We start from the raw sequence: 19,147 nt of genomic DNA on the forward strand, positions 1-19,147 counted from the left end.
TTCGGCGGGCGCCGGTCCCCCACTCCCCCTAACGTACGAGAGTCCCGTCGCCCCTAATCGGACGGGTCGGATTGCGGGATCGTCCCCGATGCCCGGTCCCGGGCACCGCCCGTAGCGTCGTCGGCGATCACCGGTCGTTGACGTTTCGCCGAGGAGTGAACCCCCACATGGACCAGACCCTGCACGACTTCGTGCTCAACCTGCTGACCGACGCGGACGCCCGGTCGGCGTTCGACCTCGACCCGGAGGGGGCGCTGCGGGCCGCCGGCCTCGGTGACATCACCGCCGCCGACGTCCAGGACGTGGTGCCGCTGGTGGTGGACTACGCCCCGGTGCAAGGGCTGGCCCCGGTCGCCCCGGTGACCGGGCAGCTCGGCCTCGACCCGCTGGTGGGTGACGCCACCGACGCGATCAGCCAGTTGCAGAACGTGGCCCACCAGATCAGCGTCGGCAGCTCCCACTCCGGGGTGGACGTCAAGGCCGGGGTGCTCGGCACCATCGCCGTCGACCCGTCGACGGTGACCGCGGGGGCGAGCGTCTTCCCGGGTGTCGGCGTCGGCGTGACCCCCACCGGGGTCGGTGTGGACCTGTCCGGGGTGCACGACGTGGCCGACACCCTCGACGCGGACGTGGTCGCCCCGATCGATCGCGTCACCGAGCCGGCGCTCGGTGACGTCACCGGCACGGTGGGTGACCCTGCGTCGGCGGTGCACGGCACCGGTTCCGGGCTGCTGGACACCACGTCGGGTCTGCTTCCCGGCACCACCAGTCAGGTCGGCGATCTGGTCGGTTCGCTCGGTGTCGACGACACCCTCGGCGGGCTGGGCCTGACCGGCGACACCGGTGGCCTGGTGCCGTCGGTGGACCTCAATTCCACTGTGGGCGGTGTGACCGGGCAGGTCGACGGCCTGCTGGGCGGAGTGACCGGCGGCGTCACCGGCGGCAAGGCGGGGCTGCTGGACGGCGGGGTCAGTGGTTCGGTGAGCGGGGACACGGCAACCCACGGCGAGGCCTCCACCTCGACCGGCGGGGTGCTGGGCCTCACCGACGGTCTCCTCTGACACCCGCCGGCGGGCGGGGTCGGCACCGGCCGGTGCCGACCCCGCCCGCCGCCTCGCACTTGATAATTGCGCCGAATTCAGCACACTTGGTGCGGTGATGGCGGGAATCTGGCTCGACGCGCTCGACGACATCGCCCGCACGTGCCAGGAACACGGTCGGGGCGACCTGCTTCAGGCGGTTCGCCTCAAGCGCGCACACCTGCTCGATCCGACGTTGACCGTGCTCGTCGTCGGCGAGCCGAACCAGGGAAAGAGCCAGCTGGTCAACGCGATCGTCAACGCGCCGGTCTGCCCGGTCGGTGACGGGACCACCACCGTCCTGCCGACGGTGCTGCGGCACGCCGAGGTCGCCTCGGCGACCGTCGTGCAGACGCCACTGTCGAGGCCGGGAACGCCGCCGGCCGCCGACCCGCCGGCCGTGCGACGAACGCCGGTGCCGACCGACCAGATCGCCGCCGGAGTCGGTGGCAGCACCGGTCGGCTGCCCGGCGGCGGCCCCGCGTACATCGAGATCGGCCTGCCGCGGGCGTTGCTCGGCGCGGGCGTGGTGCTCGTCGACATGCCGGGCGGCGGTGACGTCGCCGCCGTGGGTGCCGGCGCCCCGGTCGCCGCCCTGGCCCGCGCGGACACCGTCCTGCTGGTCACCGACTCCACTCGGGACCTGTCGGTGAACGAGCTGAACATGCTGCTGCACCTCACCCGGTCGCACTCCAACGTGGCCGTGGTGCAGACCAAGACGGACCTGGTGCCGGACTGGCGGGCCGTGGCCGACCGCAACCGGCGGCACCTGGCCGACGCCGGGGTGCCGGTCCCGTTGATCCCGGTGTCCGCCGCGCTGCGCCTGCACGCCGCCGCCACCGACGACCACGCGCTCAACGCGGAGTCCGGCTTCCCGGCGCTGATCGCCCTGCTCCGGCGGCAGCTGGCCGGCAAGCCCGACACCCTGGCCCGAGCCGCCGTGGTGCTGACCGCACGCACCGTGGTGGAGCAGCTCGCCGCGCCGCTGCGGGCGGAACTGACCGACCAGCGCTCGGCCGAGGAGTCCGCGCCGATGGCCCGGCTGCACGCGGCGCAGCGCGAGGTCGACGAGCTGCGCCGGTGCGCCACCCGGTGGCAGAACACGTTGACCGACGAGATGGCCGATCTGATCTCCGACATAGAGCACGACCTGCGCGAGCGCACCCGGCAGATCCTGCGGATGGTCGACGAGGCGTTCGAGACCGCCGACCCCCTGGTGGCGTGGGACGCCGTCGCGCAGTGGCTGGAACAGAGCCTCGTCGAGGCGGCCACGGCGAACCGGCGGTGGCTGGTCCAGCGGTGCGACTGGATCGCCCGACGGGTCGCCGAGTCGTTCGCCCGGTACGGGCACGGGTCGCTGCCGCCGTGGCCGCTGACCGCCTCGGTGGAGTACGGCGCCGCAGTGCCGGAACTGGAACGTCCCGCCGTCGACCGGTTCACCGTCGGCCAGAAGGTGTTCACCGGCATGAAGGGCTCCTACGGCGGGTTGCTGATGTTCGGCCTGGCGCTGACGCTCGCCGGCCTGCCCATGATCAACCCGATCTCGATCGGCGCCGGCGCCCTGTTCGGTGGCAAGAGCATCCGCGACGAGGGCAAACAGCTGTTGCGTCGCCGGCAGGCCACGGTCAAGGCGGCGGTGCAGCGGCACGTCGACGACTTCTTCATCCAGGTCAGCAAGGACAGCCGGGACGCGGCCCGCCGGGCGCAGCGGGTGCTGCGGGACCACTTCGCCGCGCTCACCGACGAGTTGCAGACCGCCATCATCGAGTCGCTGCGCAGCGCCAAGGAGGCGGCCGACACCGAAGCGGCGGTCCGGGAGCGACGGCAACGCGAGATCCAGCAGCGGATGGTCCGCCTGGCCCAGCTGTACGAGCAGGCGCAGCAGGTCACCGCCGCCCGCCCGGCTTCACTGGCATGACCGGCGCGCGGCTGGACGCGGCGGTCCGGGACCTGCTGCACCGGGCGCTGCACGGCTACCGCGACAACCCCCGCGCCGCCGAGTCGCTGCGGCGCCAACTGGCCCGCTACGACCAGCCGCTGCGGGTCGCCGTCGTCGGTGGCTGGCGCAGCGGAAAGTCGACGCTGCTCAACGCCCTGATGGGTGAGGAGGTGGCCCCGGTCGACGGGAGCGCCTTCACCTGGTACGAGGACGGGCCGCAGCCGGACGCCACCGGGTACTCCATGAGTCATCCGCCGCAGCGGCTGGCGGTGCTGCGCTCCGGCACCGGGATGCGGGTCGACCTCACCGGTTGGCGGGCCGGAGAGCTGCGCGACATCGTGGTGCGGTGGCCGGCCCGCTCGTTGCGGCAGGTGACCCTGCTGGACACCCCGGCGATCGGCGCGACCGACGAGCCGACGGCGGATCCGGTGCTGAACCGGGTGCTGCGGGAGACCGACGCGCTGCTGTACCTGAGCCGCGACGCTCGGGGCGCCGACCTGCGTGCCCTGGCGGCGACCCGGGAGGGCGTCGTCGGGCAGGCGGCGCCGGTTCACACGATCATGGTGTTGTCCCGGGTGGACGAGTCCGGTGGTGGTCGGGTCGACGCGCTGCTCGGTGCCCGTCAGCTCGCCCGGCGGGCGCTGCGGGACCCGCACGTGGACGCGCTGTGCCTGACGGTGGTGCCGTGCAGCGGGTTGCTCGGCCTGGCCGGTCGAGTGCTCGGCGAGAGCGATTTCGCCGCGCTGGCGACCCTGTCCCGGGTGCCGCGTGCCGAGCTGGAGCCGTACCTCCTCTCCGCCGAGCGGTTCGCCCGCGGCGAGCCACCGGCCGGGTTGGACGCGGCCACCCGCGGCGCGCTGCTGGAGCGACTCGGAGTGGTCGGGATCCGCCTGGCGACCACCCTCGTCCGCACCGGCTGCGACAACCGGGTGGCCCTGGCCGCCGAGCTGGTCCGGCGCAGCGGCCTCGGCGAGCTGCGCGAGTCCCTCAATCGCCTCTTCGTCGACCGCCGGCACGTGCTCAAGGCCCGGTCGGCGCTGATCGCGGTGGAGGCGCTGCTGCGCGACGAACCCGGTCCGGCCACCGGCGACCTGCTCGCCGCGCTGGAGCAACTGCTCGCCGGTGCGCACGAGTTCGCCGAATCGCGGCTGCTGGCGGCGCTGCGCGACGGCCGGCTCGGCCTCGACACCGAGCTGGCCGCCGAGGCACGGCGCCTGGTCGGTGGGGACGGTGACGAACCGGCGGCCCGGCTCGGCATCGCCCCCGAAGCGACACTGGCGTGGTTGTGGGAGACCGCCGCCGAGGCGCGCTGGCGGTGGCGGGAACGGGCCGAGGACCCCGGACTCCCGTTGCCGCAGCGCCGCGGCGCGCAGGTGGTGGCCCGCAGCTGCGAGGGCCTGCTCGCCGACCTGGCCGCCGCCCACGCCCGTTGAGGCGGTGTCCAGGAACGTTTTCGGGCCGGTCCGGGCGCAGCCGACGACCGGCCGCGTCGGGACCGGTGCCCGGTCAGGCGGGTCGGGCCGGACCGTGCACACCGACCAGGCCCGGCACGGCGGCGCGGCCGAGTTCGCCGCCGGTGTCCGGGTCCTGCCAGCACACCGCCGCCCGCTGGCCCAGGTAGAGACGGGCGCCGTCGGCGCTGAGCACGAGGCCGCCGACCGGGTCGGCGGTCACCCGCTCCGCGGTGACGGCGAGACCGGCCAGGTCGACGGTACGTAGGGCGGTGCCTCCGCCGAGGAACAGCCGCTCGGCGGAGGCCGCCGCGTACGCCGGGGCACCACCGGCGGCGAGGGCGGCGACGCGGCGGACGGTCAGCTCCTCGGTGGAGATCTCCGCGACGGCGCCGGAGCCGACGTCGGCGACGTAGAGCCGGCCACCGTCGGGGGTGATCGCCATGGTGTGGCCGTCCGCGCCGCCCTCCCCGAACGGGTGCGGCAGGTCCACGCAGTACGCCCACCGCTGCTCCAGGTGCAGCGTGTGGACGAAGGCGTGCACGTCGCGGCCCGGCCGGCCGCTGATCCGGTCCCGGGTGTGCTGGTGGTCGGGCTGGTGGGTGTAGAGCGTGTAGAGCACGGTGCGGTTCGGGGCCAGCACCGCCTGCCGTCCGTCGCCGCGCATCTCCTCCTCCGCGCCCGGCGGAACCGGCGTCTTGGCGCGGGTGAACAGCGGCCCGGCGATCCCGGTGGCGAGGTCGACCAGACGTACCCGGTAGCGGTCCGGGGCGGCCGGCGGCAGCCATTCCAGCACGAACAGTCCGGCCAGGTCGTGGGTGAACGCCTCCGGCACGACGGTGCCCGGCAGCCGCAGCCGTTGCCGCACCCCGGCGGCGTCGGCGATCAACACGAGTGTCTCGTCGCGCCCGGCGGGACGGTCCCCGGTCGCGCTGAGGTGTTCGGTGGTCAAGGCCAGCCGGGTGCCGTCGGTGGAGGTGGTCTGCGGCACCCACCGGCCGGGCAGCCGTACCCGCTCCGAGGCGTTGCCGCGGCCGGCGTCGACGCGCCACAGGAGGGTGTCGGCTCCGTCGGCCACGGCGGTCCACACCAGCCGCCCGTCGGCGGTGGCCACCCCGGCGCCGATCGACTGCCGGTCGGTGCCCCGCAACACCGTCAGGCCGCCGTCGAGGGTGACCAGGAGGGGGTCCGGTAGCGGGTCGGCGGCGGCCGGGGTCGGGTCGCAGCCGACCAGGGCGGCGGCTCCGGCCCCGGCCAGGGTGCTCAGCAGGGTACGCCGCGAGATCGTCGTGTTCGCCATCATGACCCGGTGACACCGCCGCAGCGTCCCGGGTTCCTTCTCGACCCGATGGAACCCGTTCGGCGTGGGCGGTGTCAGTAGTGGTGATCCCACCGGAGGTTGCCCTGGACGACGAGCAGTTGGTCACCCGCGCGCAGGCCGGTGACCTGGCGGCGTACGAGTCACTGGTCGCCCGGCACACCGCGGCCGCGTACCGCACCGCGGTGCTGCTCGGCGCGGGCTCCGACGCCGAGGACGTCATCCAGGAGGCGTTCGTGAAGGGGTACCGCAAGCTCGACCGCTATCGCGGCGAATCGTCGTTCCGCTCCTGGCTGCTGGCGATCGTGGCCAACGAGACGCGCAACCTGCACCGCACCAGGCAGCGGCGCGACGGGCTGGTGCTGCGCGCGGCGAGGGTGGCACCGGGCTCGGAGATCGTCGAGGACGACGCCGTCGGCGCGATCCTCGCCGGGGAACGCCGGGCCGCCCTCGTGCGGGCCCTGCGGTCGCTGCCGTCCCGGGACCGGGAGGTGATCGTCTGCCGCTTCCTGCTGGACCTCAGCGAGGACGAGACGGTCACCATGCTGGGCTGGCCCCGGGGAACGGTGAAGTCGCGCACCTCGCGGGCGCTCGTGAAACTGCGTGGTCTGCTCGCGGTGGAGGAGGTCAGTCGTGGATGACCTGGAGCGGGAGCTGCGTGACCTGTCCGCGTGGTTGGGGACCCCCGAGCCACCGGACGTCACGGCCCGGGTCCGTGCCCGGCTGGCCGCCGCGCCACCCGCCGGCCGCCAGATCGACCGACGACGCTGGCGGTACGCGTTGGCCGCGGCCCTGGCCGCGCTGCTGGTGGCGGTGCTGCCGCCGGGACGGGCCGCGCTCGCCGACGCGATGGCGGGCCTGTTGCGCTTCGCCGGCGTCACCATCAGCACCTCCCCGGTCGGGACGCCGCCGTCGGGCGTTCCGTCGCCGCCGCCGGGGCAGCGCTCCGCCACCCTCGACGAGGCGCGACGGCTGGTGCGCTTCCCGATCCGGACGCCGACCGTGCTGGGCCCGCCCGAGCAGACCCTGCTGGCCGACCCGGACGACACCGGCGGACACCGGGTGGCGAGCCTGCTCTACCGGGCCGGCACCCTCCGCCTGGACATCTTCGACGGCCGCCTCGATCCGGTCTTCGTCAAGCAGGCCGGCGGGTCGGACACCGAGTGGACGCAGGTGGGTACGGCCCAGGCGATCTGGATCGACGGACCGCACCCGATCTCCTACACCGGCCGCGACGGGGTCGTCCGCCAGGCGAGTGCCCGCCTCGCCGCCGCGACCCTGATCTGGGAGGACGCCGGGGTGACGTATCGGTTGGAAGGCGATCTGACCATGGCGGAGGCGGTCACGATCGCCACCACGCTCCAGTGACGCCGTACCCGCCGGTTTTCCGCGTTTCGTCACGGTCATCCGATGCCGACGACCCCTGCGTCGAATTGCGGATGTAAGCGTGATCAACCGATCTGCTCCGAGCGTCCCCGGCCGACTGACCCGCCGCGGTCCGGTATCACCTTCGTAACGGGCACACAACGATTCCCTCTCGGCGAGACCGGTGACGGCATCCGAACTCCTACCGGGATTTTTCCGGGACCAGGATGACAGCGGCCAGGCCTCCGCAGCGGCGCGGAGAACCGCTCGGTCCAGCTACCGGACGTTTCCGACCCCAATGCGGAGCAGTGGTTGTTAGCGCGAACACGCTGTCACGCAGAGCCACGGTCGTGACCGCCCTGCTACCGCCGCCGACAAGACCGACTGAACAACGAGGTCACCACCTCCGGCACTAGGTCACGGAAGTTTCGGAAACGTGTCTTGTTTTTTTCGGACAAGTCTGCGACCGTTTTGGCCGTCGGTGGCCTGGGTCACTCCGAGGTTGATCGCGATGCGACCGCGAGTCGAGCCCGGACCAGCGCCTGTCGACAGGAGACAACCCTTCGGCGTCGCCGTGGTGCACGTTTCGGCCGGCGGCTCGTCCCCAGGGGTGTTTCAGGTGGGCGGACTCGGCAGAGAGGAAGATTGATGAGGGCGAGAAAACTACTGGCTGTGTCGGTAGCCCTGGCAACCGGCGTCCTGGCGACGGCGGCCTGCGGCGGTGGCGACTCGGAGGGTCGCAACAGTGACGGCTCGGTCACGATGAGCTTCTGGCACAACGCCAGCACCGGCCCGGGCAAGGCCTTCTGGGAGAAGACCGTCGCCGACTTCGAGGCCGCGAACGAGAACGTGAAGATCGAGATCCAGTCGATCCAGAACGAGGATCTGGACGGCAAGCTGCAGACCGCGCTCAACTCCGGCGACGCACCCGACGTGTTCATGCAGCGCGGCGGCGGCAAGATGGCCGCGATGGTCAAGGCCGGCCAGCTGATGGACCTCACCGACTCGATCACCGACGACACCAAGAAGGTGATCTCCGAGGGGTCGTTCACCGCGCAGACGATCGAGGGCAAGGTCTACGCCATGCCCGTCGCGGTGCTGCCGGGCGGCTTCTTCTACAGCAAGGACCTGTTCGCCAAGGCGGGCATCGCCCAGCCGCCGGCCACCCTCGCCGAGCTTCAGGACGCCGTGGCCAAGCTGAAGGCGGCGGACGTCCAGCCGATCGCGCTCGGCGCCAAGGACGCCTGGCCGGCCGCCTTCTACTACTACTTCTTCGCGCTGCGTGAGTGCAGCTCGGAGACCATCACCCAGGCCGGTCAGACGATGACCTTCGACGACCCCTGCTGGCTCAAGGCCGGCCAGGACGTGCAGAACTTCGCCGCGACCGAGCCGTTCAACAGCGGCTTCCTGACCACCTCGGCCCAGCAGGGTGCCGGCAGCTCCGCCGGTCTGCTCGCCAACAAGAAGGCGGCGATGGAGCTGATGGGCGCCTGGAACCCCGGCGTCATCGCCTCCCTGACCCCCGACCAGAAGCCGCTGCCCGACCTGGGCTGGTTCCCCTTCCCCAGCATCGAGGGCGGCGCCGGCCAGCCCGGCGCGATCCTCGGTGGTGTCGACGGCTACTCCTGCTCGGCACAGGCCCCCAAGGCCGAGTGCACCGCCTTCCTGAACTACATCGCCAAGACCGAGGTGCAGAAGGCCTACTACGAGGCGTTCAACGCGCCGCCGGTGAACAGCGAGGCGCAGGCCGCGGTCACCGAGCCGCACCTGCAGTCCATCCTGGCCGCCTACAACCAGGCGCCGTTCGTCTCGCAGTGGCTCGACACGGTCTACGGGCAGAACGTCGGCAACGCGCTGAACACCGCCGTGGTGAACATGCTGGCCGGTAAGGGGGACCCGCAGAGCATCGTCAACGCGGTCAAGGACGCCGCCAAGAGGGCGCAGTAATCCAACCGCCATGTCTGAAACGCAACACGAGAGCGTACGGCTCGCGCCGGACCCGACCCCGGGTCTGACGAAGGTCGGGGGTGACACGCCGGTCGTGTCGCCCCCGGCCCGGCGCCGCCGGCGCAAGGGCATCGGCTGGGCCGCCCGGCTGGAAATCGCACTGATGACGGGGCCGACACTCATCGTGTTCCTGTCCTTCGTCATCCTTCCCGTGGCCATGGCCGCCTACTACGGCTTCTTCAGCTGGCAGGGGTACGGGCCCGCTGAGGACTTCGTCGGCCTCCGCAACTACCTGCTGATCTTCGAAGACAGCACCTTCATCGACGCCCTGCGGCACAACGGCATCATCGTGGTGCTGTCGCTGCTGCTGCAGGGGCCGGCGGCCATCCTGCTCGCCCTGCTGCTGAACCGGCAGATGCGGGGGCAGACGCTGATCCGGGTGCTGGTCTTCATCCCGTACGTGATCGCCGAAGTGGTGGTCGGCACCGGCTGGAGCCTGATGCTGCACGGGGAGGGCGTGGTCAACGCCGTCCTCGGCAAGATCGGGCTCGACTGGTTGCAGAACGACTGGCTGGCCGATCCGAAGATCGCGATCTGGACGCTGATGGGCATCCTCACCTGGAAGTACATCGGCTTCGCCGTCATCCTCTTCCTCGCCGGCCTGCAGGGCATCCCGGAGGAGCTGACGGAGGCCGCGGCGATCGACGGCGCATCGTTCTGGCAGATCCAGCGACGCATCACGCTACCGCTGCTCGGGCCGACGATCCGTATCTGGGCCTTCCTGTCGATGATCGGCGCCCTGCAACTGTTCGACCTGGTCTACATCATCTGGGGCCAGTACGTGGCGGCGACCGCCGGGACGTCGACGATGGCCACCTACATGGTGGCCAACGGACGGAACGCGGGAGAGTACGGGTACGGCAACGCGGTCGCCGTGGTGCTGTTCTTCATCTCGCTCTTCGCCGCCCTGCTCTACCAGCGGTTCATCCTGCGCCGGGACACCGAGGGCGCGATCACCGGAGGGAGGCGCTGATGGCCGTGACCGCCGTAGCCGGACGCGGGGCACCGCGCAGGTCGTCCCGGTCGAGGAAGCCGTTCAGCTGGACGGACCCGTCGGTGTACTTCGTCGCGCTGCTGCTCATCGCGACGATGCTGGCCCCGGTCGTCTACATCATCCTGGGCGGCTTGCGGACCAACGCGGAGATCACCACCGACCCGGCCGGGCTGCCCACCGACTGGCAGACCCAGAACTACCTCGACGTGCTGACCGGCAGCACCTTCTGGCAGCAGGTCGCCAACTCCACGATCGTGGCCCTGGCCACCACGGCCGGGGTGGTCACGCTCGGTCTGATGACCAGCTTCATCATCGCGCGTTACCGCTTCTGGGGGCGGGGGGCGATGTACGCGCTGTTCGCCGCCGGTCTGATGTTCCCGCTGACCGTGGCGATCACCCCGCTGTACATCCTGGTCAAGACCCTCGGGCTGATGAACACGCTGCCGGGGGTGATCCTGCCGCAGATCGGGTTCGGCATCCCGCTGACCATCATCATCCTGGTCCCGTTCGTCCGGGCGATCCCCGACGAGATCCAGGAGGCCGCCTCGATCGACGGTTGCAGCCGACTCGGTTTCTTCTGGCGGATGGTGCTCCCGCTGGCCATGCCGGGCGTCATCACCGTGGCCATCCTGACCTTCATCCAGAGTTGGAACGGTTACCTGCTGCCGCTGTTCATCCTGAACCGGGAGGAGACCTTCACGCTGCCCCTCGGCGTGCAGGCCTTCGCCTCGGAGTACTCGGTCGACACGGCGAAGGTTCTGGCGTTCACCTCCCTGTCGATGATCCCGGCACTGGTGTTCTTCAGCCTGTTCCAACGCCGGATCGTCGGCGGACTGACCGGAGCCGTGAAGGGCTGATCCGTCGGCGGACGCGGCGACAACTCCTCGGCGCGCCCGGCCGCCCCGGTCCAGACTCAGGTCTGGACCGGGGCGAGCCGGGCGCGTCGGTGTGTCTGGCGGCGCCATCGGTGCGGCGCCTGCTACATCCGGCCCTGCAGGACCGTGCCCATCCGCAACGCGACCTCCTTGCGCCGGTCCGAGTCACCGATGTCGGCCTTGATGCCGCAGAACTCCCCGTCGCCGCACGGGAACCACAGCTCGCCGTGCGTGTCGTCGTAGACGGCACCGTCGGCGGATCCGCTCACCGGCTCCCCGATCTCGGCCACCGCCTCGTACTCGTCGGTGGGCAGGACCGTGGCGTGCAGCGCCTGCCCACCCGAGGTCGCCGTCCAGACGCAACCGCCGAGCTGGTAGTCGTGCTGGCCGCCGTCGTGGGCCCCGATCGCGTCCGCGACCTCGTCGGTGGTGAGGCGTTCGCACTCCTCGCCCTCCGGCTCGGTCAGGGAATCTGCCGCGTCGTCGGCGGTCCGGGCGTCGCCCGGCTTGTCGCCCGGCGTCGAGGAACCGGTGCCCGCGTCACCCCCGCACGCCACGAGCGTGGCGAGCGCCGCACCGATGATCGCGGTCTTTACCAGCCTGCTGAGGATCTCCATGGGTCATCCCTCCGCCGCGGCACCGCTTGCCGCCGATGACCAACTCCAGCACGACCAGCCGAAACTTGAATCGGTGGATTCCCCCGGCTTAACCGCCGTCGTCCCGCGGTGACGCGGGGTCAGTTGGCGGGCGGGACGGCCAGCATGGCCAGCGGCACGTGGTGCTGACCGGCGTGGATGTCGCGGTCGCGCAGGCCGCCCTGCGCCACCGGCCTCGGGTAGCTGATCTTCACGACGTTCAGCGAGGGAATCCGAAAGAACTGGACGTCCGCCGCCTCGACGCCGTAGAGGCGGGCGATCACCGAGGCGTCCAGGAACGACGGATCGGCGAGGACGGCGTAGGCGTCGGCATCCCGGGCGAAGATCTCCATCGTCACCCAGAACGGTCCGGCGTTCTTCGACCGAACCTCCAGCGCGAGATCGGCGACCACGGTCATCGGTTGTCCTCCAGGCAGACGCGGAACAGGCTGGTCGGCGACGACACCTCGACGACGTGGTTGAGCACGAACTCGTACACCGGTCCCCGTTCCGTCTCGGCCGGTGAGGTGGCGAATGCGAGGCTGGGCAGGTAATCCAGGTCCGGCGTGGGCAGGTGCAGCATCAGCGGGTTGGCGACCTTCGCGACCGCCGTCGCGGTCGCCTGGTCCGTCGCGTGGACCAGGAGCATCACGCCCACCTCGCGAGGCGGCCCGGTGGCCGGGTCGAGGTCACCGAGGACCGCGTCGTACCCGTAGCGGCGGATGTCGAAGCTGTAGTCGCCCTCGGCCAGCCCGATGGTCCCGGACACCCACTCGGTGATCATCTTGCGGAGCAGGGCGGTCCAGGCGTCGATCTGGCCGAGGATGTGCGGGTCCCGGATCGCGGTGAACGACATCGTCTCGTACCCGGTGATCCGCGCGCCCTCCAGCTTGATGGTGTGCTGCGCGGCCGGCGCGAACCGGGAGCCCTCGACGCGCACGCGGCGCTCGTCCAGGGCCCGGTAGATCGCGTCGCCCACCTCGATGGTGCCGGCGGGCTCGCGCATGCTGAACGGGTTGACCGTCTCGTAGAGCATGTGCGCCGCGACCGAGGTGGGCGTGCAGGCGTTGCTCGCGTCGAGCGGCTCGATGGTGAAGCCGGTGGCGTCGACAGTGGCCAGGACGCCGCCGGCACGCGGGTTCGTGGTGCACTGCCCGCCGCACTCGACGATCTTCGCGGCGTGCCACACGGGCCCGGCCGGCATGCCCTTGAGCAGCGGATAGGCGGCGGCCACCGCGGTGTCGGTGGCCCGTCCGGCGAGGACCACATCGGCACCGGCGGCCAGGGCCGCGGCGATCGGTTCATGGCCCATCATCCCGACGATGTTGGTGCAGCTCTCCAGGGTCGCCCGGTCGAGGTCGCCGGCCGGCGGGAGGGGGTGGATCCGGTCCAGATCGAGGTCGGCCGCCTGCTGCGAGCTGTAGATCGTCGCCAGTCGCAACCGCAGGCCCTCCTCGGTGAGGATCTCGCGAGTGATGCCGGCGACCCAGTCGACGCCGGCGTCGGTGCCGCTGGTGCCGCACGAGCCGACGACCAGCGGGATGCCGGCCGTGGCCGCCGCCCGCAGCAGCAGGCGCAGGTCGCGGGCGACCGCGGCGCGGGCGGTCTTGGCCGTACCGGCACCGAGATAGTAGGGCCCGGAGTCGGTCGAGCCACCGTCCACCGCGATCACGTCGGCGCCGAGGGCCAGGCCGCAATCGACGGTCTCGGGCGGGAAGCCGGCGCCGAGCATGCCGACCGGCACGAGGATGCGGACGGAATCAGGAGTGGTGACCATCGTTCCTCACTTCTTGGCGATCGCTCGGCCGGCCTGCCGGCCGGAGAACAGGCAGCCGCCCAGGAAGGTGCCCTCCAGGGCGCGGTAGCCGTGCATGCCCCCGCCGCCGAAGCCGCTGGCCTCGCCGGCGGCGTACAGGCCGGGCACCGGCTGCCCGGCAGCGTCCAGGACCCGCCCGTCGAGGTCGGTGTGCAGGCCACCCAGCGTCTTGCGGGTGAGCACGTGCAGGCGTACGGCGATCAGCGGGCCGGCCTTCGGGTCGAGGATCCGGTGCGGCGGGGCGGTCCGCATCAGCCGGTCGCCCCGGTAGTTCCGGAAGTTCCGGATGGCGGCGATCTGCAGGTCCTTGGTGAACGGGTTGTGCAGTTGCCGGTCCCGCGCCTCGATCACCCGCCGCACCTCGACCGGGTCCAGCAACGGGGTCTCCGTGAGCGCGTTCATCCCGTCGACCAGCTCATCGAGGTCAGCGGCCACCACGAAGTCCGCGCCGCGGCTCTTGAACGCCTCGACCGGTGCCGGCGCGCCGGCCCGGACCCGACCCAGCACCTGGCGGACGCTGCGGCCGGTCAGGTCCGGGTTCTGTTCCGAGCCGGACAGCGCGAACTCCTTCTCGATGATCTTCTGGGTCAGCACGAACCAGCTGTGGTCGTACCCGGTGGACCGCAGGCGGGCGAGGGTACCGAGGGTGTCGAATCCGGGCGAGAGTTCGGCGGGCAACCGCTGCCCACGGGCGTCCAACCAGATCGAGGAGGGTCCGGGCAGGATGCGGATACCGTGCGCGTGCCAGACCGGATCCCAGTTCTGCACGCCCTCCACGTAGTGCCACATCCGGTCGGGGTTGATGACTGTGCCGCCGGCCGCCTCGGCGATGCCGATCATCCGGCCGTCCACGTGGGCCGGAACCCCGGAGATCATCCGGGCCGGCGGCACGCCGAGCCGCTGCGGCCAGTTGCGCCGGACCAGGTCCTGATCACCGCCGATGCCGCCGGAGGTCACCACCACCACGGGCGCGGAGAGCTCGAAGTCCGCGACGGCCGTGCGGCCGCTGGCTACGCCGCGCCGCGCGCTGCTCGGTTCGAGGATCTTTCCGCGTACGCCGGAGACGACACCGTTGGTGCGGACGATCTCGTCGACCCGGTGCCGGAACCGGAACCCCACCTTCCCGGCCCGGGCCGTGGCGATGAACGGCTCCAGCAGGCCCGGCCCGGTCCCCCAGGTGATGTGGAAGCGGGGCACGGAGTTGTTGGCCCGCTCCGCCCAGCCGACGATCGGGAACAGTCTGATGCCGAGCTGGCGTAGCCAGGCTCTCTTCTCCCCGGCGGCGAAGTCGACGTACGCCTCGGCCCAGCGTCGGGGCCACTCGTCCTCGGGCCGGTCGAACCCGGCGTTGCCCAGCCAGTCCGCCCAGGCCAGCTCGCGCGAGTCGCGGATGCCCATCCGGCGCTGCTCGGGCGAGTCGACCATGAACAGGCCACCGAACGACCAGAACGCCTGGCCGCCGAGACTGCGCTCGGACTCCTGGTCGAGCAGGAGGACACGGTGGCCGGCGGCCACGAGTTCGGCGGTGGTGACGAGCCCGGCCAGGCCGGCCCCGACAACGATCACGTCAGCGGTCATCTTCTCTGCTCCGGGTCGATCAGGTGGGCGTTGACGGAGGTCTGTGGCTTCCCGGCCAGGGCGGCGACCAGTTCGCGGGCGCCGCACAGGCCCGCGTCGCGGCGGGCCTCGGCGGTCTGGCCGGCCATGTGCGAGTAGACGGTGATGCCGTCGACACCGCGCAGCACGCTGTCGGCGGGCAGCGGTTCGACGTCCACCACGTCGAGGGCCGCCCCGGCGATCCGACCGGACCGGACCGCCTCGGCCAGGGCGGCCACGTCGACGATCGGCCCGCGTGCCGTGTTGATCAGGTGAGCCGTCGGCTTCATCCGGGCCAGCGCCGCCGCGTCGATCAGGTGCCGGGTACGCGGGGTCAGCGCGGTGTGGATCGACACGTAGTCGGCGTCACGGAGCAGGTTCTCCAGGGGAACGTCGTGGCCCAGCACCGTCATGCCGAACGCCTCGGCGAGCGGTCGCACCCGTTGGGCCACCGCGCCCCGGCCGATCAGGCCGAGGATCTTGCCGCGCAACTCGTGCCCGTCCCTGCGCGGCCAGCCACCGGCCGCGACCCCGGCCGCCATCGGGACCAGGTGCCGCGCCTGGGCCAGCAGCAGCGCGATGGTGTACTCGGCGACCGCGTTGGCGTTGATGCCGGGCAGGTTGCTGACGCTGATGCCGAGGCGGGTGGCGGCCGCTACGTCCACCGAGTCGTACCCGACGCCGGTGCGCACGACCACCCGCAGTCGGGGTGACGCCGCCAGCACCTGCGCGGTCACCGGCTCGTTGGCGATCAGCGCGCCGTCGACGTCGGCGAGCGCGGCGATCAGGTCCGCCGGCCGACGCGGGCCGCGCATCGGGTCGTGCCGGGTGGTGAAGCCCTGGCCGGTGAGGTAGGTGTCCACCTCGTCACCCGGGCTCAGGTAGTCGGTGGTGATCAGGATGGTCGGCATCGGCACTCTCTCAGCTGGTGCGGGCGGGGGTCGTCGCACGGGCCCGCTCCAGGCGGGCCAGCCGGATCACCACGACGGCCGCGAGCGTGGCCAGCACGGCGATGTCGAGCAGCATCCAGGTCCAACCGACGAGGTCGACGGCAGCGCCGACCAGTGCCGGCCCGGCGAAGCCGCCCAGGTACCAGGTGACCGCGTAGAGCCCGGTGTAGGCGCCGAGCATCCGGCTGGACGGGGCCAGGTTCCACAGGGCGACCGCCGCGTTGATCAGGAAGCCGGCGGCGCCCATGGCGGCGAGGCAGAACAGCACGACCGTGCCGGTGGGGGTCCGCACGACGGCGCCGGCCGCGAGTGCCCCGGCGAAGACGGCGATGCCGATCAGGATCACCCGTAGCCGGCCGAAACGCTCGGCCGCCAGTGCTGCCGGATAGGCCGCGATCAGGTACGCGACGCCGCTGGGCAGGGTGAGTCCGCCGGCCTCACCGCGGGTCAGGCCCAGCACCTCCATGCCGTACGGGGTCATCAGCGACCGGGAGGCGAACCAGGCGCCGCCGAAGAGGAAGACGGTGAGCAGCAGGAACACCCGCCGCCGGTCGTGGCTGGTGACGAGTTCGGTGACGACCCGCCACAGCGGCGATCTCGTCTCGCCGGCTCCGGCGGTCGCGTCCTCGGCCACCGCGGCCCGATAGGCCGGGGACCGGCTGTCGCGCACCTTGGTGATCATCACGGCGGTGGCGACCAGCATGATCGCCGCCGGGATGACGAAGGCCGCCCGGGGATGGTCGTCCACCACCAGGAGGCTGATCAGTGACGCCACGATGATGGTGAGCGACGTGGCGATCTTGACGACGGCGTTGGTCCGGCCACGGCGCTGCGGCGCGACGAAGTCCGGGGTCAGCGCCTCGGCGAGCGGTCGCATGGAGTTCGCGACGAGCGCGTAGGCGACCATCACCGCGACCAGCGTGACCAGCGACGTGGTCCAGGGCAGCAGCAGGAAGAACAGCGCCCCGAGTGGCATGCCCACCGCCAGGTACGGGATGCGCCGTCCCCACCGGGTCCGGGTGTTGTCGGAACGGTTGCCGATCCAGGGCTGGATGAAGATCCCCAGCAGGTTGTCCATGCCCATCAGCACGCCGACGAGCGCGGCGCTGGTGACATGCTCGCGCAGCAGGACGGGCACCTGGTTGTCGTAGAAGTTCCAGGTCGACTCCTGCGCGAACAGCGCGAGCGCGATGAAGAAGGTGATCTTCCGATACGACACCTCGTCGCGGGTTTTCATTTCGGCCATGTCGCCTCCACGTAACGTGTGCCGCGTCACGCTAGTTTGCTATAGCAAATTCGTCAACAGTCGCATGTAGCCTTTGCGATGGCATGCGTTAGGGTGTGGCCATGACAGTGACCGAGACGCTCGGCGACCAGGCGTACCGGCAGGTCCGCGCCGCCATCGCCGCCGGTGAACTCGCACCGGGAGAGAAGGTGACCGAGCGCGGGCTGGCCGAACGCCTGTCGATCAGCCCCACCCCGGTCCGCGAGGCCCTGCGACGGTTGGAGTCCGACGGGCTGATCGAGCGGATCGGGCCGCGGACCGTGCTGGTCGCCGAGATCCGGGACGCCGCCATCGACGACCTCGCCGAGGTCGAGGTCGGACTACGCGGACTGGTCGCCCGGTTCGCCGCCCGGCACGCCACGGCAGATCAGCTCGACACCCTCGACGAGATCCTCGACCGGGCCGACGACCTGCTGATCCTGCTCAAGGAGCGACGTGCCCAGGGCTTGCCGACCGAACGGCACCTCACCGCGCTGCTCGACACGATGCTGGAGTTCAACGAGACGGTGAACGCCTGCGCCCACAATCCGGTCCTCGTCCGGATGCTCGACCAGAGCCGGGTGTTCACCCGTCCACAGAGACGGGAGCTGCTCCTGGAGCGGGTCGCCGCGGACGACACCTTCGGTCTGGAGCGTTACACCAGCCATCGCGCCCTGGTCCGGGCGCTACGGGCCGGCGACTCCGCCGCTGCCGAACGCATCGCCATCGCCGACTCGCAGGGCGGCCTCGACGCACTGCGGAGGAGCCGATGAACCACCGGATCGCCGTCATCCCCGGCGACGGCATCGGCAAGGAAGTCGTACCGGCCGGAATCGAGGCCCTGGAGGCGACCGCCGGGCGCTTCGGTCTGCGGCTGGAATTCACCGACTTCGGCTTCGCCAGCGCCGACTACTGGCAGCGGCACCAGCGGATGCTGCCGCCCGACTGGGAGCAGACGCTACGCGCCTTCGATGCCATCTTCTTCGGCGCGGTCGGCTGGCCCACCGTGGTGCCCGACCACATCTCGCTGTGGGGCAGCCTGCTCCAGTTCCGGCGGACCTTCGACCAGTTCGTGAACCTGCGCCCGTGCCGACTCATGCCCGGCGTCCGCAGTCCCCTCGCCGACCGCGAGCCCGGCGAGATCGACTTCCTGGTGGTCCGCGAGAACACCGAAGGTGAATATTCGAGCGTCGGCGGACGCATCTTCGAGGGCACCGACCGGGAGACCGTGCTCCAGGAGACGGTGATGACCCGAGTCGGCGTCGACCGGGTCCTGCGATTCGCCTTCGAGCAGGCGCAGAGCCGCCCCAAACAGCACCTCACCTCGGCGACCAAGAGCAACGGCATCGCCATCTCGATGCCGTACTGGGACGAGCGGGTGGCCGCGATGAGCCAGCAGTTTCCCCGCGTACGGGTCGACAAGTTCCACATCGACGCCCTCGCCGCCCAGTTCGTGTTGCACCCCGAGTGGTTCGACGTGGTGGTCGCCAGCAACCTCTTCGGCGACATCCTCTCCGACCTCGGCCCGGCCTGCACCGGCACACTCGGCATCGCGCCGAGCGCCAACATCAACCCCGACCGCCGTCACCCGAGCCTCTTCGAGCCGGTACATGGCTCCGCACCGGACATCGCCGGTCAGGGCGTCGCCAACCCGATCGGCCAGATCTGGTGCGGCTCGATGATGCTCGACCACCTCGGTCACCCCGAGGCCGCCGCCCACCTCCTCGGTGCCGTCGAGGATGTCCTGGCGCTCGGGCCGAAGGAGTCGCCGCTCACCCCGGACCTGCACGGCATCGGTACCACGGCCGAACTGGGAAACGCGATCGCCGAGCGCGTCCGCGAGCGCTGAATCACGCCC

General features: G+C 71.4%; 17 protein-coding genes. 10 read left to right on the forward strand and 7 right to left on the reverse strand.

Translation table 11 applies throughout. The annotated features are described in order from the left end of the window. Positions 1-167: 167 nt before the first annotated feature. The 3 genes from O7605_RS27655 (at position 168) to O7605_RS27665 (ending at position 4,451) form a co-directional block, all read left to right on the forward strand. The gene (locus tag O7605_RS27655) at positions 168-1,061 is read left to right on the forward strand and encodes an IniB N-terminal domain-containing protein (protein ID WP_269741892.1); all 894 of its coding nucleotides are present in this window, start codon (positions 168-170) and stop codon (positions 1,059-1,061) included. 97 nt (positions 1,062-1,158) lie between these two features. Next, the gene (locus O7605_RS27660) at positions 1,159-2,997 is read left to right on the forward strand and encodes a dynamin family protein (RefSeq protein WP_269741893.1); all 1,839 of its coding nucleotides are present in this window, start codon (positions 1,159-1,161) and stop codon (positions 2,995-2,997) included. Beyond that, entirely contained in the window at positions 2,994-4,451 is a 1,458-nt protein-coding gene (locus O7605_RS27665; protein WP_269741894.1) for a hypothetical protein, read from the forward strand. The genes O7605_RS27660 and O7605_RS27665 overlap by 4 nt, the downstream gene beginning before the upstream one ends. Before the next feature lie 73 nt (positions 4,452-4,524). Here the strand turns inward: O7605_RS27665 and O7605_RS27670 are convergent, their stop codons facing one another. Continuing rightward, on the reverse strand, positions 4,525-5,772 hold the full coding sequence (locus O7605_RS27670; RefSeq protein ID WP_269741895.1) for a YncE family protein: 1,248 nt from the start codon (positions 5,770-5,772) through the stop codon (positions 4,525-4,527). Positions 5,773-5,849: 77 nt separating this feature from the next. Here O7605_RS27670 and O7605_RS27675 point away from each other — a divergent pair, with 77 nt between their 5' ends. The 5 genes from O7605_RS27675 to O7605_RS27695 all read left to right on the forward strand — a co-directional run bounded on the left by O7605_RS27675 (position 5,850) and on the right by O7605_RS27695 (position 11,010). Then, a complete protein-coding gene (locus O7605_RS27675; RefSeq protein ID WP_443083971.1) occupies positions 5,850-6,428 on the forward strand; it encodes an RNA polymerase sigma factor in 579 nt (192 codons plus the stop codon). Beyond that, complete coding sequence (locus O7605_RS27680; RefSeq protein WP_269741896.1) at positions 6,421-7,155, forward strand: hypothetical protein; 735 nt, start codon at positions 6,421-6,423, stop codon at positions 7,153-7,155. The genes O7605_RS27675 and O7605_RS27680 overlap by 8 nt, the downstream gene beginning before the upstream one ends. A 669-nt stretch (positions 7,156-7,824) precedes the next feature. Beyond that, the gene (locus O7605_RS27685; RefSeq protein ID WP_269741897.1) at positions 7,825-9,099 is read left to right on the forward strand and encodes an extracellular solute-binding protein; all 1,275 of its coding nucleotides are present in this window, start codon (positions 7,825-7,827) and stop codon (positions 9,097-9,099) included. A 10-nt stretch (positions 9,100-9,109) separates the two neighbouring features. Continuing rightward, the gene (locus O7605_RS27690) at positions 9,110-10,132 is read left to right on the forward strand and encodes a carbohydrate ABC transporter permease (protein ID WP_269741898.1); all 1,023 of its coding nucleotides are present in this window, start codon (positions 9,110-9,112) and stop codon (positions 10,130-10,132) included. Then, the gene (locus O7605_RS27695; RefSeq protein WP_269741899.1) at positions 10,132-11,010 is read left to right on the forward strand and encodes a carbohydrate ABC transporter permease; all 879 of its coding nucleotides are present in this window, start codon (positions 10,132-10,134) and stop codon (positions 11,008-11,010) included. The genes O7605_RS27690 and O7605_RS27695 overlap by 1 nt, the downstream gene beginning before the upstream one ends. Before the next feature lie 122 nt (positions 11,011-11,132). Here the strand turns inward: O7605_RS27695 and O7605_RS27700 are convergent, their stop codons facing one another. From O7605_RS27700 to O7605_RS27725, 6 genes are all read right to left on the reverse strand, one after another. Next, entirely contained in the window at positions 11,133-11,645 is a 513-nt protein-coding gene (locus O7605_RS27700; RefSeq protein WP_269741900.1) for a hypothetical protein, read from the reverse strand. Positions 11,646-11,764: 119 nt separating this feature from the next. Continuing rightward, positions 11,765-12,082 (reverse strand): DUF4387 domain-containing protein, encoded by a 318-nt coding sequence (locus O7605_RS27705; RefSeq protein ID WP_269741901.1) that lies wholly within the window; start codon positions 12,080-12,082, stop codon positions 11,765-11,767. Then, positions 12,079-13,440, reverse strand: coding sequence for an acyclic terpene utilization AtuA family protein (locus tag O7605_RS27710; RefSeq protein WP_269741902.1), 1,362 nt, complete (start codon positions 13,438-13,440; stop codon positions 12,079-12,081). Before O7605_RS27710 ends, O7605_RS27705 begins: the two co-directional genes overlap by 4 nt. A gap of 6 nt (positions 13,441-13,446) precedes the next feature. After that, positions 13,447-15,057 carry an FAD-binding dehydrogenase gene (locus O7605_RS27715; protein ID WP_269741903.1) on the reverse strand — a complete coding sequence of 537 codons (1,611 nt, stop codon included), beginning with the start codon at positions 15,055-15,057 and terminating at the stop codon, positions 13,447-13,449. Further along, entirely contained in the window at positions 15,054-15,986 is a 933-nt protein-coding gene (locus O7605_RS27720) for a phosphoglycerate dehydrogenase (RefSeq protein ID WP_269741904.1), read from the reverse strand. The genes O7605_RS27715 and O7605_RS27720 overlap by 4 nt, the downstream gene beginning before the upstream one ends. 10 nt (positions 15,987-15,996) lie before the next feature. After that, positions 15,997-17,271 (reverse strand): MFS transporter, encoded by a 1,275-nt coding sequence (locus O7605_RS27725; protein WP_269741905.1) that lies wholly within the window; start codon positions 17,269-17,271, stop codon positions 15,997-15,999. Between the two features lie 101 nt (positions 17,272-17,372). Between O7605_RS27725 and O7605_RS27730 the strand changes: the two genes are divergently transcribed. Next, a complete protein-coding gene (locus O7605_RS27730; RefSeq protein ID WP_269741906.1) occupies positions 17,373-18,062 on the forward strand; it encodes a GntR family transcriptional regulator in 690 nt (229 codons plus the stop codon). Beyond that, positions 18,059-19,138: a tartrate dehydrogenase gene (locus O7605_RS27735; RefSeq protein WP_269741907.1), complete on the forward strand. Its 1,080-nt coding sequence runs from the start codon at positions 18,059-18,061 to the stop codon at positions 19,136-19,138. The genes O7605_RS27730 and O7605_RS27735 overlap by 4 nt, the downstream gene beginning before the upstream one ends. The last annotated feature ends 9 nt before the right edge of the window (positions 19,139-19,147 follow it).

The sequence above is a fragment of the Verrucosispora sp. WMMA2121 genome (assembly GCF_027460185.1).
In the GTDB taxonomy this organism is placed as follows: Bacteria; Actinomycetota; Actinomycetes; order Mycobacteriales; family Micromonosporaceae; genus Micromonospora; species Micromonospora palythoicola.